We start from the raw sequence: 13,597 nt of genomic DNA, 5'->3' as shown, positions 1-13,597 counted from the left end.
TTATAATATAACAGCTTCCATATATTATGACAACTTGTGCTCAATGCACTGCATCAAACTTTATTATCTTCTAAAAACTTAATATCAAAATCTCCCTGAAGAAACTTTTCATTTGACAGCAATTTCAAATGAAATGGAATGGTTGTATGAATACCTTCTATAGTAAACTCTGAAAGTGCTCTTTTCATTCTATCAATAGCCTCTTCACGTGTTTTTCCCCATACGATTAATTTTGCAATCATCGAATCATAATGCGGAGAAATCGTATATCCAGGATATGCAGCACTGTCTACCCTAACACCAAGACCTCCTGGTGGAAGGTAAAACTGTATTTGTCCAGCAGAAGGCATAAAATTCTTATCGGGATTTTCTGCATTAATACGGCACTCAATGGACCAACCTTGAATTTCGACATCCTCCTGGCTAAAAGAAAGAGGATTGCCTTCAGCTACAGTGATCATTTCCTTTATTAAGTCAATGTTAGTAACCATCTCAGTAACAGGATGCTCCACTTGAATTCGAGTGTTCATTTCCATGAAATAAAAGTTTCCATCTGGTCCAAGTAGAAATTCCAAGGTACCCGCTCCAGAATAATGAACTGCTTTCGCAGCTCTTACAGCAGCTTCACCCATTTCTTTGCGAATTTCAGGTGTTAATACAGGACAAGGGGCTTCTTCTATTAATTTTTGCCTTCTTCTTTGGATAGAGCAATCTCTTTCTCCAAGATGGACTGCATTTCCATGTTTATCTGCTATCACTTGTATTTCTACATGTTTCATACCTGTCAAAAATTTCTCTAAATACACCCCAGCATTACCGAAGGCTTTTTCAGCTTCTTGTTGGGCAGCGGTGATTTGATGAATAAGCATCTCTTCATTTTCAGCAATCCGAATCCCCTTACCACCACCACCTGCGGTCGCTTTAATCAAAACAGGATATCCGATGTCCCTGCTGATCATTACTGCGTCATCTATACTTTCAATAAGTCCGTCTGTTCCAGGTATTACTGGGACAGACGCACTTTTCATTGTTTCTTTTGCTACTGCTTTATCCCCCATCTTTGTAATCGCATCAGGTGATGGTCCGATGAAAGCAATATTGCATGACTCACAAATTTCTGCAAAATCAGCGTTTTCTGCTAAGAAGCCATACCCCGGATGAATGGCATCTACTCCAGTTAAAGTGGCAATACTCATAATATTAGTTAAATTTAAATAACTGTCCTTTGATAATGTCGGACCAATGCAATAAGCTTCGTCTGACAACCGAACATGCAAGGAATCTTTATCTGCTTCAGAATATACTGCAACAGTTTGAATCCCCATTTCATGACATGCACGAATAATCCGAACCGCGATCTCACCGCGATTTGCTATTAAAACCTTTTGAAACTTCATTACTTTATCCTCCCAAGCGATGTCTTCATAGAAATAAACAACCTAGATATCATTATTCTGGCTTTACTAAAAACAAAGGTTGACCAAATTCAACCAAATGACCATCTTCTACTAAAATTTCTACGATTTCACCTTTTATTTCCGCTTCGATCTCATTCATAAGTTTCATTGCTTCAACAATACATACTACTGTATCATTTGTAACTTTATCACCTTTTTTTACAAAAGGATCTGCACCTGGGGAGGGAGCAATGTAAAATGTACCTACCATTGGAGAAGTGATTTTATGTAAATTTGCATCTTGTGCTTCAGTTTCGTTTGTTGGTTGTACTTCAGCAGGCGATTCTTGAACAGCTGCTGGTTGCTGAGTTTGAGGTGCTTGCTGTACAGCAGGCTGTGATACAATTGGAGTTTGTTGTACAATTTGTGGAACAATCTCTGCACTAGACGCAGGCTTGCGTATCAACAAGCGAGCACCTTCATTTTCAATTTCAAGTTCTTGTAATGTAGATTTGTCTACTAATCTAACCAATTCTTTAATTTCATTTAACTTAAACATTTCTTCACTCCTTAAATTCATAAAGTACGTGTTCAAAAAGTTCAGATTTCAGTATCGAGAAAGTTGTACGAACATTTAGATCACCCCAAAAAGTGAAGAGAATCATTGATGTAAATCCCGATTACTTTCCGGGGACCCCGATAACCAGCGGAGTGATTTATTACTTGAGCACTGAATATCTCCTTTGAATAGTTTGGGCCCCGAAAAAGTACTAGGACTAATCTTATAAATTAGCTTCACTTTTTTGGGTATAGTCTTAATTCGATGTCGAAACACAACTCGATCCACTTCGTAATCCCTACTTAGATCAGTCACATCCATGTGACTAATGTAGGATCAACACATCCTGTGCTGACAAAGTGGTGGACTTTTTGAACTCCCTCTAAAAAGGATGTACATTTATTGCAATGATAGTATTATATCACAAAGCAAAAATTAGAACATCTATGATTTGTCTAGTTTATTAATCCACTTTAAATTTTGATCCCCAGTCACACATGGCATCCAAAATTGGTTTAATGGTTCTTCCTCTATCCGTTATACTATATTCAACTTTAGGTGGGACTACTGGATATACCTTCCGTGTTACAATCCCATCTGTTTCTAATTCTCTTAGTTGTTTGGTCAATACTCTATCCGTAACATTAGGAAGTAATTTTTGAAGCTCTCCATATCTTTTCTTCCCATCCATCAGGTTATTTAGTATAACAGGTTTCCATTTACCCATAATTGTATTTAAAGTTAAATCCACAGGACAAGCAAAACTCTTGTCATTGATTTTAAAACTCTCCATCATTTTCACCTCAACCGCAAACTATATGTTAATTACGAATACATAATTAAAATGGTTTCATATTAGAGTCCTATTAAATTTTATCACAATCAACATTTATATTGTAAGGAAAAGAATGCATCACCTACATACTATCCTTTTAGTTAGTATATAACATAAAAGTACATACTTGCTATAAGTAATTAAGTGTATTAATATTTATTTGATCAAACATTCATGAATTGGAAACATTAAATTATAGATCAATATTAAAGGAGAGTAGATTAATCATGAAACACTTAGTTATTTATGCACATCCAAACCCTCAAAGTTTTAACAATGCGATTAAGGAAGCTGTAGTAAACTCTTTAAAAAATAAAGGACATGAAGTAGAAGTCAGAGATCTTTATGCATTAGGTTTTCAACCTGTCCTAAATGGAAGTGACTTTGAAACGTTCCAATCAGGACAGATGCCGAGTGATATTCAAGCTGAACAAGAGCATATTAAAAATGCTGATGTGATCACCTTTATATATCCAATCTGGTGGACTGGTTTACCTGCAATTTTAAAAGGATACATCGATAGAGTATTTGCATACGGATTTGCTTATTCAGTAGATGAGCAAGGTGGATATGTAAAACATTTAACAGGCAAAAAAGGACTTATTATCAACACAACAGGTGCGCCAACAGAATTTTATGATCAAGTAGGTATGACTGGTTCATTGAAACAAACTTCTGACACAGGTATTTTAGACTTTGTTGGTATTGAAGCTATTCATCACCAATTTTTTGGTGCTGTGCCAACAGTTGATGATGCAACTAGAAAAGGTATGCTTGTGGAAGTGGAAAAATTAATCAACGAAAAATTTTAATTTTATTATAATTAAGAAAACCTATATAGAAAGTAAAATAGAGGAATTTGAGGTTGCCTGAATATGACCTATTCCTCTATTTTTTTATTTATCTCATTATCTTGTAAATCATTACGTCACAACTCGTTCTAACTGTTCAAAAACATGGCATTTTTCTTTTATATTTTGTTTTAAAAACCATTCATAACTTAATTTCAATCCCTCTTCGATATCAATTCGAGGCAAAAATAAATGTTCATCTAATTTAGTGGTTGTCAATAATATAGGTACATCTCTAAAAGGAAAAAATTGTCTAGTCTTTATATTTAACGCATCCATCTTTTCTTGATTAACACTCATCACTTTCCCCTTTCCAACGATGTACTGAACTATAGATCCAATCTCCATCCAACTTAATTTTCTAGAATGAGTTAAATTGTATGCTTCTCCAATCGTTTTTTCAGTTGTTATAGCATGAATAACAATCTCAACTACATCTTTTATATGTATAAATTGCACCATAGATTGATCAGTGTTTGGAACAGGCAGTGGTTTCTCACTCATCAATCTGTGAAAAAAGTATGATTCTCGGTATAAATTGTTTCCTTCACCATAAATATACGTAGGTCTAAAAATGACAATCGGTAGTTCATCCTTTTCATATCTTTCAAAAAGGTAATCTTCTGCTTCCTTTTTATCTTCACCATAAAGCCCCCAATTTGGGTTTTCTCCGCGGTCACTATTCTCATTTAAAAATTCATGAGATGGTGAGTATACTGCAGCTGAACTTATAAAAACGTATCTTTTCAAGCTTGACTTGTTTATAGATTGCAGTAAAAGCTCTACATCTTCACAAGTATAAGCAGATACATCAAATATATAATCATATGTATGACCTTCTAGACACCTACGTAGTGCGTTATGATCTTTTCTATCACAAATAAGATGTTTATGATGACCTTGGAAATCCACCTTTTTATTCCCTCTAGTTAAAAAATCTACAATGTATCCTTTTGATATCAAACCTTTTACCAAGGATTTACCTACAAACTCTGTACCTCCCATAACTAGTACGTTAACCATTGACATCTCTCCCTACCTTTTTGAGTACCTTTTAGTATAATATATATAATCTTAAATTCCACATTTTTGAAAAAGTAAGTATTTATTATTGGAGGAATGAAATGAAAAAAGATTTATTAAATGAATTGTTGCAAATAAATAGCTGGGCATTAAACTTAAGGAAACTTGATCAAGAAACAATCTATCAACCCCTTGCTGAACATAAATGGTCGATAGCAGAAATCTTAAGCCATTTGATGTTGTGGGATCGTTATATATTACATGAGCGAATACCACTGATGGTTCCTAATGCTAGTTTGAAAAGTGATGTAAACGTAAGCGAAATGAATAGCAAAGCTTCGGAATATACACGTTCTAAAGTATCTTTTGAGGAAATTATAAATAATTTAGTAGATTCTAGAGAAAGAATAGTATCTATACTTGAACATAAAACAGAAGATGAATTAAGTTCAACTTTTAAAATCAATAATAATGAACTTAATTTGATTAGTTATTTTAAAGGAACAGTGCAGCATGATGAACATCATATGCAGCAAATCAACGATTTTTTAAAAAGTTAACTTAACAAAAAAATCATTATTATAAATAAGAAATTCCGGGTACACTACAGCTGATTATATGTGTACATAGAAAGGAGTTTCAGTTATGAGCAATAATGCAAACAAGACAAAAACATTACCTCCTCAGCATCAAAACCATCAACCAGGCATTGAATCAGAAATGAACCCTTTGCCCCAATTTATAGATGAGCAATATAAACCAGCATCGAAATTGCAAGGTAAGGTTGCTATTATAACAGGAGGAGACAGTGGGATTGGTAGAGCTGCAGCAATAGCATTTGCGAAAGAAGGAGCAAATATCGTCATCGTTTATTTGAATGAGCACAAAGACGCTGAGGAAACAAAGAGATATATTGAAAGTGAAAATCAGCAATGTTTACTTTTATCTGGCGATATCACAGATGAAATATTTTGCAAAGATGTAGTTCAAAAATGCGTTACCTCTTTTGGGGGTTTGGATATCTTAGTGAACAATGCAGCCGAGCAGCACCCACAAAAATCAATAGATCAAATTACTTCCGAACAATGGGAGAGAACATTTCACACTAATATATTTTCAATTTTTTATTTAACCAAAGCAGCTCTTCCTCATTTGAAACAAGGAAGCAGCATCATAAATACGGCTTCTATTGTAGCATATCAAGGACATAAAGAACTCTTAGATTACTCCTCTACTAAAGGAGCAGTAGTTTCGTTTACACGATCCTTATCTTTACAACTAGCAGATAAAGGGATTCGTGTTAATGCAGTAGCGCCTGGTCCTACTTGGACTCCTCTTATTCCTTCAACATTCACAGCGAATCAAGTCAGTACATTTGGTGGGGAAACTCCAATGAAGCGGCCAGGACAACCAAAAGAGCTTGCACCAAGTTATGTTTTCCTTGCTTGCAACGATTCTGCTTATGTTAGTGGGCAAGTACTGCATAATAATGGTGGAGTTATCCTCAATGGTTAACAAAAAATTTAATCATCTGTTGATTTACATATTCGGGTTTTTCTAAGCTCAATAGATGTCCAGCACTTGGAACAAGTTCAACTTGAATATTTTTCACTAAATTAGATGCTCTGTGATATGCTTTTTGCACATCACATATGACTTCTCCTTCTCCTAACAATAATAATGTAGGCACTTCTAATTTCGTTAAGTCCTCATCACTTATTTCAAATGGTGGTATTTTACCTTTCATCATACCGTATTTAAAACCTGCATGAAACTGGGATACAAGAAGTTTGTTCCATGCATTTTTTTCAACCGACAACCAATTTATGAAGTTGTTTACTACGAACCGATTAGGAAATTGAGCTAATGTTAGAATTCGAACAATAAACCTATTATAGATTTGTGCAAACGTACCAGCTGGATTCATTAAAATCAACTTTTTTATTCTATGTGGAATAGACAAAGAAAATTGAGTTGACAAAAAACCACCATAAGATAAACCTGCCAAATAACATTTTTCAATGTGTAATGCATCCAAAACCTGCTTGAACCAAGTAGTACATTGAGCCATTTGTGATGGAAAATTTATAGGTATGCTTTTATTAAGATCTCCAAAATAGTCAACTGCATAAATTTTAAAATGTTTGCTTAACTCTTGAATATTCGGATACCACATCGTTGAACTGCAGCCCATTGCATGAAGCAATACCAACGGTTCACCATTTTCGTTCCCACATGAAATGATATGTGTATCACCTTGCTCAGTGTTCACATAATAAGCTTCAAATGGAACTTTCCACAATGATAGACTAGCATCATAACATTCGTAATATTTTTCTTGTTTTTGCATCGTTTTAAATTTAATAGAGTCTCTCATGCAGCACACCTCCCACTTACAATTAATATTGTCGAACTCATCTAATATATATCAAGAAATACTATAAACGATGGAATCTGCTACAGGTTGATAACCTATTTTCACATAAATGCTATTTGAAGTAGGATTTTCTAAGTCTGTATATAAGCTACAGAAAGAATATCCTTCATTAAGAAGAAGTTGGCTTAATTCGGTAACACAGCTTGTAGCAAATCCCTTTTTTGAGTGATGTTTTGGAGTATATACAAAATTGATAACGATTCCATTTTTTGTCGCTCTGGTTTTATTGGCAATTGAAACTATTTCTTCATTCACTTCCCACACATATAGTGTCTTATTTGTGATGAATTCTCCTACTATTTTGTTAGCTTCTTCTAGTGTAACTTCACCTGTGCCGGTTACTTCCGCAAAATGTTGTAGCCAAGAAGCCAATAACATCTTTTCTCCTATTTTTGCTAAACGGAGTTTGCCTTCACTTCGCTTTATTGAATTAACTTCAGTAAGCTTGTATATTTTTTGATGCATATCCACCTTCAAGCTTTGATTAAATAATTCACAGTATTTCTCCGTAAATTGCTCAACAAGTGAGATTGGACCTATAACCTTAGGGATTGATATACCTTTCATGTGAAGATCATTCACTGCTATATCAATTGCTTCTTGATCATGTTCCTCAGTTCCATAAATGATTAATGGATGTGGTGGTGTTCTAAGCATGACAAAAATAGGTTTTCCTTTCTCCTCAATATAAGAGAGAAATGGTTTTGTATCATATATTCGAGTATTATTAATAATTGAATATAATATCCCTAAAGGCAAGTTATTAATTACTTCGTCTTTTTCGAGATAGGGAGCAACTATGTTAAAATACTCATTTGGATCATTAGAATAGTGAAGTTTCATTTCTTTTTCTCCTGTTAATGTCAGATTTTATTGGTTGAATATTGGGTCTAATCTATTGAAGCTTCTCCTCACATATTCCATTACATAAATTAGCTACCTTTCATTAAGATGGGAAATACTCCATAGGTTCCGTACAATGAACATAACCATTTTTCTTGTAATAGTTGATAGCTTCATCACTCGGCCATACAATAACAAATTCATAGTTGTTTTCTTTAATCCATTTGTTTATTGAACCTAACACTTTACTTCCGACACCTTTATTTCTATATTTGGGAACAGTATATACGTTCGTCATATATGCAAAAGGATAGGTTGTTCTACCAGGGCGTGGTACTTTTTGTATTAATTCTATGTAAATGTGTGATACAACTGTTTCCTTTTCCGCCGCAACCCATATATACCATTGACTACTGTTAAGTGCATTCTCTAAAAAGATTTGACATTCTTTTTCAAAATCATCATAGGATTCATTTTTTTTACTTTCATCAACTTCAATGGTACTATCCCATCTCATTTTTATTAATTGTTTAATATCTTTTGCTTCAGCAAGTCTAATATTCAACTATTTTCACCTCTTAGATATTTTTCAATTAAACTAATAAAATACCTTTAGTTTAATTACAATTATTTCAAATCTTCTTAAATTTCACAAGGAGGAATTCCACAATATTGGTTCTTAGATGAAAATGGCGCACTTCTTTAAGAAGGGCGCTAGATTGTAGAATAACAACTTCTTACTTTCCAACTCTTTCAAAAGCAGATGTCCAGCTAAACCAGTCAACACAAAAATAAATATGAGGTCATGCCGTTTGAATAAACCACCATAAGTTTTAGTTTATTTTTACCAATACACAGAAAAACACCTTCATATTAATGTGGATGTTGTTCCATAATTATCTGCAAATTATATGGAACTATGTATATCTATCCTGGACCATATAATTTGTATACACAATCACTTTTTTCATTATATTCTTTTATTAATTCTTCTACTTCATTTCTTGTACAGAAAATAGAGCCAAAGATTTCTTTGCTCGATAAAGATCATGATCTGCATCTACATCAGTTGAAAAAAGTTTTATAATCTTTGAATTCCCCCCAATTCTCAACACCATGATATTCAGGATAAACGGATTGAAAATAGATGCATATTGTTTTTTTATCTAATTCTGGATATATATCAAATAAGTGACGATCACCATAACGTATTGCTTTCAATGCCAGAGGAAGCTCTCTTTTGAAAATCTCATATCTTACTTTAGACACTTCTTTATCAAATTCACCACTCGAAACATATACGTAAGCGTGAAAAGATATACATTCATTTGTGATATACCAATGCCCAAGCACTTCGTCTCGCATGTTTACATTAATTTTATCTACTTGATAAGTTGGACCAATATCTAAAAAAAGTTCCCCTGTAATATCAGAATGTGTTAATGTATAAAATCGAGGAAAAATCGGCATCGTTTCAGTAACACCCTTAAAGAAAGTAACGCTTAGCTTATTTGGATCAAAAGTGCTCATATATGCCATCCTTTCTAATGAGTCATTTGATTTATACTATTCATAAGGCAATACATGTGCTATTACTTATTATGAAGTGACCATTTAAAAGATTATCATGTTAAAAATGTTAAAGAATTGTTAAATCAAAGGATGAATTTACAGCTGTAAGGTTTAGATTTATTATAGAAACGAGGTGTCAGATTTTGAATAAGGTTGTAGTCAAAAAAATCCCGACAAATGTTAAAATAACGGTCTCTGAAAAACTTATGGACTTACCACAATCTCTACAAGAATCTATTAATTTATATTGGGACTCTCTTATTAAAAGTGGAGAAACATTCCATAGAGGCGATATATTCTCAATTAAAAAAATCAAAGAAACAGAGAATGAGTTACTCGTTACGTTACATAAAACTGATTTTGCTCATTTTCTATATACTAAGCATCACAAAATACCAGAAAAATTCAATTGTCCTGTTATAGTTGCTAACGGACTTATATTAACAAAGGATAACTATTTTATATTAGGGAAGATGAATAACCAAACGGCTAATCCTGCAAGAATACAGTTTATAGCAGGAGGGATAGATAATAAGGACATACATGGAGATACTGTAGATATTTTGGGCAGTCTTTTTCGTGAAGCCAAAGAAGAAATTGGAATCGATTTAAAAGACCGAAATCTGGTAACAAAAATCGAACCACGATATATCGTACATTGGGGAAATATAGCTCTTGTATATTTAATTCAGTTAGATATTGATTCATTAGAATTTCGCAAACGGTATGAGCAATTTGAAATAGCTTTAAACGAGAAAGGGATAGATCCAGAATTTTCATCTATTATACTAGTGTCAGCAGATAGTGATTCGGTTTCAGGTTTTTTCGAATCTGATAATAATCCAAAACTTGATTTCCTAAGTCCTGTCCTGAAACAAGAATTGAAAATCTTAGCAACAAACAATAAAAAGTCGGTTCCTTAGATTATAAGAATTCGACTTTTTGGGTTGATATACGCTTTGATTAAATTCATCTATCTAGTGATTCATTCCTTTTTTCACAAAATCCTTTATTAACTGTTTGTTAACAAAGGGCAAGATTGGTAGTAATTCCTTCATTTCTTTTTTGGACATTGTGTCTATAGCTATTTCATTCATAGTTTCTTTATCAATAAAGGGACACATTGATACTAACGAGTCAATTCCGTAATCATGGTAACTTTTTTTAGCACAATCACTGATTACTTCTTTGCTCATAAATGGAGCGATGGCAGTTAATGCATCAATACCGTTATTCTCAAATTCTCTTTTTGCATATTCATCGATCAATTCTTCGTTTACAAAGGGAGCAATAGATGACATATCACCTAATGTTAATCTTCCTTTAATGGTATGAAAAACTTCATCAGCTTTGTCTGTTTCAATTAACGGTGCAACATTTGAAAATTCTTCTATAGAAACTTCATTTTGATCTAAATACTCTTCTGTATTATCTTCAATGATATTTTTAATTAATTGTGTCCCCTTTTCGTGCTTAAGGATCTCATCAATACTAACATTAAATATTTGGGCTAACTCAGGTAGTTTAGAAATATCAGGCATGGTTTCTCCTCGTTCCCAATTACTAACCGCTTGAAAACTAACTCCAAGTTGATCCGCTAACTTCATTTGAGTTATTTTTTTTGATTTCCTTAATTGTGCAATTTGTCTACCAATTTGTTTCATGTCGAACAATAACATCACCTCATTTAATTTAGATAGGTTTATTGTATCGATCAAACGATAGTGTGTATATCAAGTAATAATTGAATAACTCATAAGTAAATTCAAGTATTACTTTAATCATGATCTGATCACCTTATCTTTGATTATAAACCATCCACCTAATTTTAAGGTCAAACGTACGATCAAAATCAAACAAAAAAAGACCTAAATCTACTCTGTAAAATTCCTGATTTGAGCAATCGATGTAATCAACAATCTAGTCCCAATACAAAGAAAGGCGCGCTATTCAATAAGCGCGTCCTTTAATTGAATAAACTATTAGTATCAAGTAAAAATTGTTAGTGGACGAGCGTTCCTGCTAATAAAGAATCGCTTCGCTACTCTTAAACCCACTCTTCTCCATGTTTAAGTATAAATTTAATTTCATTCTGATAATGTTCATAATGCCCTTCATCTATCATCTTCTGAAAAGCCATATCACCCTCACTTGCTTTTCTTTTCATGGTCATACATACCCCTTCTAATCGCTGCAATACCATCTTCAGAAAGTTTTCTTCAATGCCTTCCATACCATAAGAATCAAAAAACAACTTCACTCTCTGCTTTATACGTTCAGCATCTTTAGATGAATTATAATAAACAGCCTCTCCTGTTTCAGTATGATAAAGTCTACTTAAAGGAACGCAAGTGTAAAGAGTATAAGCAATATCCCAAAGCCTTGGACCAGGACCAGCAAAGTCAAAATCAATAATACCTACAGGTTTTTCATGATTAAAGATAATATTGTAAATAGCAAAATCATTGTGGCATACAACTTCTAAATTATGTGGAGTGTTATCTATGGACTTCCATTGGCCTGTTATAGGAAAGTCACTCACTGCTTCGTGATAACTACGCAATATCTTAGCTATTTCAATTAAAGTCTTATTAGACCACATGTATTTTCTTAAAGGATAATTGCCAGCTTCACCTTCGATAAAAGATAATACCTCTCTACCTTTGTCATCTATTCCAAGAAATTTGGGTGCATAGCTAAATCCTTTGTTTTCTAAATGCTTTAAAAGCTGGTGAATTTTTGTGCTATCAGTTTTTACCTCTCTTCGAACTGTATCTCCGGCACGATATACCTTCGACACATTTCCGCCTGAAAGCTTCTCTTCGTTTTCGGATTTATGTTTCATTAAAAATTCCCCCTATTGTGGGGACACTATAATTAGGTCAATAGAGATGTAAATTCCCCCAAAATAAAAAGCAGATACTTGAAAGGTATCTGCTTGGTTATGGGAATTGATTGTCCACACCATGTGTCCCTTGAATGATTTAAGATAGACAAATAAACGAATCCTGTAAATAAAGGACCTCAATTGCCTCTATTCAATTACATAATCACTTCAGGTTATTCCACATGCGTAATCTAGATTCCCCTTTCTTTACATCTCCATGCATTATCCTACCATATATTACTAACTAAAGAAATAAGAAAAAATAAAATAATTAATCTCTGCTTCTTTCTAGTCTTGGTAAACTTTTTATTACAATCCTAAAATCAAGAATTATATTTATGTATTTATTTAAAACTCATCCTTAATATATACAATAGGCGGTGCTTCTCTTATTAGATAAACGTTCTTGAGTAAAGGGCTATCGTTTTATGCGACATTTGCCCAATTCCTTGTATTAAAAAATGAATTAGTACGAGAATTATGTTGAAGATTTCCCACATGCATTGACTTGGAATAAAGAAGATTTAGACAACAACAACTAAAAAAACCGCCCTAGGGCGGTTCTACATATTATAATTCATATGGGTAAAAATACTAGTTTAAACTATTTCACAATAGTAATATTATGTTTATATAAGGAAGGGAGGGACAATATGAAAAAAATAATACTTGTTTTACTTGTATTGATAATTTCTAATAGTGTTACTTTTATGGTAGCTAATAAAGAATCACTAGAAGAAGATTTTTTAGACTTTCATGGAAGGTGGATTTTGATTCAAGATGAAGAAGAAGAACTAGTAATGTCTTTGTTTGAAAGTGTAACAGGTGAAAATTTTCAAAATGATGAAATACTTTATGAAACACTGACTCAAGAAATTATTCCTAGACATACTTTATATCAACAAATTTATAGTAATATAAACTATAAACATTTTGATACAGAAGAAGTGCAAGATTTAGTTAATAATTATCAGAATGCTTTAGGAAGTCGACTAGGTGCCTTTAATTTATTAAAAAAAGGAATTGAACAAAATGATGAAGAGCTTAAAAATCGAGCTTACGAAAGTATAGGATCTTCAATAGAAACTATAGAAGAATTTTATGAAATTTATAATGAATTACAACGTGAATATGCTCCTCGTGTATGATATAACAACCTACAAACTTATGTCTATCAGCAATCTTGTTTAAAT

General features: G+C 33.1%; 15 protein-coding genes. 5 read left to right on the top strand and 10 right to left on the bottom strand.

Features of this window, described 5'->3' with window-relative positions; all coding sequences use genetic code 11:
• Positions 1–53 precede the first annotated feature (53 nt).
• The 3 genes from accC to Q5Y73_RS05750 form a co-directional block, all read right to left on the bottom strand.
• The gene (gene accC / locus Q5Y73_RS05760; RefSeq protein ID WP_305990912.1) at positions 54–1,397 is read right to left on the bottom strand and encodes an acetyl-CoA carboxylase biotin carboxylase subunit; all 1,344 of its coding nucleotides are present in this window, start codon (positions 1,395–1,397) and stop codon (positions 54–56) included.
• Positions 1,398–1,449: 52 nt separating this feature from the next.
• Positions 1,450–1,956 (bottom strand): acetyl-CoA carboxylase biotin carboxyl carrier protein, encoded by a 507-nt coding sequence (gene accB / locus Q5Y73_RS05755; protein WP_305990911.1) that lies wholly within the window; start codon positions 1,954–1,956, stop codon positions 1,450–1,452.
• Between the two features lie 463 nt (positions 1,957–2,419).
• Positions 2,420–2,749 (bottom strand): winged helix-turn-helix transcriptional regulator, encoded by a 330-nt coding sequence (locus Q5Y73_RS05750; protein ID WP_305990910.1) that lies wholly within the window; start codon positions 2,747–2,749, stop codon positions 2,420–2,422.
• Positions 2,750–3,018: 269 nt separating this feature from the next.
• Between Q5Y73_RS05750 and Q5Y73_RS05745 the strand changes: the two genes are divergently transcribed.
• On the top strand, positions 3,019–3,603 hold the full coding sequence (locus tag Q5Y73_RS05745; protein WP_305990909.1) for an NAD(P)H-dependent oxidoreductase: 585 nt from the start codon (positions 3,019–3,021) through the stop codon (positions 3,601–3,603).
• A 111-nt stretch (positions 3,604–3,714) separates the two neighbouring features.
• Here Q5Y73_RS05745 and Q5Y73_RS05740 read toward each other — a convergent pair whose 3' ends face one another.
• Entirely contained in the window at positions 3,715–4,665 is a 951-nt protein-coding gene (locus Q5Y73_RS05740) for an NAD-dependent epimerase/dehydratase family protein (RefSeq protein WP_305990908.1), read from the bottom strand.
• 101 nt (positions 4,666–4,766) lie between these two features.
• Here Q5Y73_RS05740 and Q5Y73_RS05735 point away from each other — a divergent pair, with 101 nt between their 5' ends.
• Complete coding sequence (locus Q5Y73_RS05735) at positions 4,767–5,225, top strand: DinB family protein (RefSeq protein WP_305990907.1); 459 nt, start codon at positions 4,767–4,769, stop codon at positions 5,223–5,225.
• A gap of 85 nt (positions 5,226–5,310) precedes the next feature.
• Positions 5,311–6,180: an SDR family oxidoreductase gene (locus tag Q5Y73_RS05730; protein WP_305990906.1), complete on the top strand. Its 870-nt coding sequence runs from the start codon at positions 5,311–5,313 to the stop codon at positions 6,178–6,180.
• Here Q5Y73_RS05730 and Q5Y73_RS05725 read toward each other — a convergent pair.
• From Q5Y73_RS05725 to Q5Y73_RS05710, 4 genes are all read right to left on the bottom strand, one after another.
• Positions 6,170–7,042 (bottom strand): alpha/beta fold hydrolase, encoded by an 873-nt coding sequence (locus Q5Y73_RS05725; RefSeq protein ID WP_305990905.1) that lies wholly within the window; start codon positions 7,040–7,042, stop codon positions 6,170–6,172. The two genes, Q5Y73_RS05730 and Q5Y73_RS05725, sit on opposite strands and share 11 nt — an antisense overlap.
• Positions 7,043–7,093: 51 nt before the next feature.
• Complete coding sequence (locus Q5Y73_RS05720) at positions 7,094–7,945, bottom strand: GNAT family N-acetyltransferase (protein ID WP_305990904.1); 852 nt, start codon at positions 7,943–7,945, stop codon at positions 7,094–7,096.
• Between the two features lie 103 nt (positions 7,946–8,048).
• Positions 8,049–8,510: a GNAT family N-acetyltransferase gene (locus Q5Y73_RS05715; protein WP_305990903.1), complete on the bottom strand. Its 462-nt coding sequence runs from the start codon at positions 8,508–8,510 to the stop codon at positions 8,049–8,051.
• 500 nt (positions 8,511–9,010) lie between these two features.
• Entirely contained in the window at positions 9,011–9,475 is a 465-nt protein-coding gene (locus Q5Y73_RS05710) for a staygreen family protein (RefSeq protein WP_305990902.1), read from the bottom strand.
• A gap of 185 nt (positions 9,476–9,660) precedes the next feature.
• Here Q5Y73_RS05710 and Q5Y73_RS05705 point away from each other — a divergent pair, with 185 nt between their 5' ends.
• Positions 9,661–10,440, top strand: coding sequence for an NUDIX hydrolase (locus tag Q5Y73_RS05705; protein WP_305990901.1), 780 nt, complete (start codon positions 9,661–9,663; stop codon positions 10,438–10,440).
• A gap of 54 nt (positions 10,441–10,494) precedes the next feature.
• Here the strand turns inward: Q5Y73_RS05705 and Q5Y73_RS05700 are convergent, their stop codons facing one another.
• Together Q5Y73_RS05700 and Q5Y73_RS05695 are read right to left on the bottom strand one after the other, a co-directional pair.
• Positions 10,495–11,181 (bottom strand): helix-turn-helix domain-containing protein, encoded by a 687-nt coding sequence (locus Q5Y73_RS05700; protein WP_305991614.1) that lies wholly within the window; start codon positions 11,179–11,181, stop codon positions 10,495–10,497.
• A gap of 383 nt (positions 11,182–11,564) precedes the next feature.
• The gene (locus Q5Y73_RS05695) at positions 11,565–12,362 is read right to left on the bottom strand and encodes a phosphotransferase (RefSeq protein WP_305990900.1); all 798 of its coding nucleotides are present in this window, start codon (positions 12,360–12,362) and stop codon (positions 11,565–11,567) included.
• 695 nt (positions 12,363–13,057) lie between these two features.
• Here Q5Y73_RS05695 and Q5Y73_RS05690 point away from each other — a divergent pair.
• Positions 13,058–13,552: a hypothetical protein gene (locus Q5Y73_RS05690; RefSeq protein WP_305990899.1), complete on the top strand. Its 495-nt coding sequence runs from the start codon at positions 13,058–13,060 to the stop codon at positions 13,550–13,552.
• The last annotated feature ends 45 nt before the right edge of the window (positions 13,553–13,597 follow it).

The sequence above is a fragment of the Chengkuizengella axinellae genome (assembly GCF_030730905.1).
GTDB classification, from domain to species: domain Bacteria; phylum Bacillota; class Bacilli; order Paenibacillales; family KCTC-33759; genus Chengkuizengella; species Chengkuizengella axinellae.
Note: the sequence above shows the minus strand (reverse complement) of the source record. Positions and strands in the feature narration are given on the sequence as shown.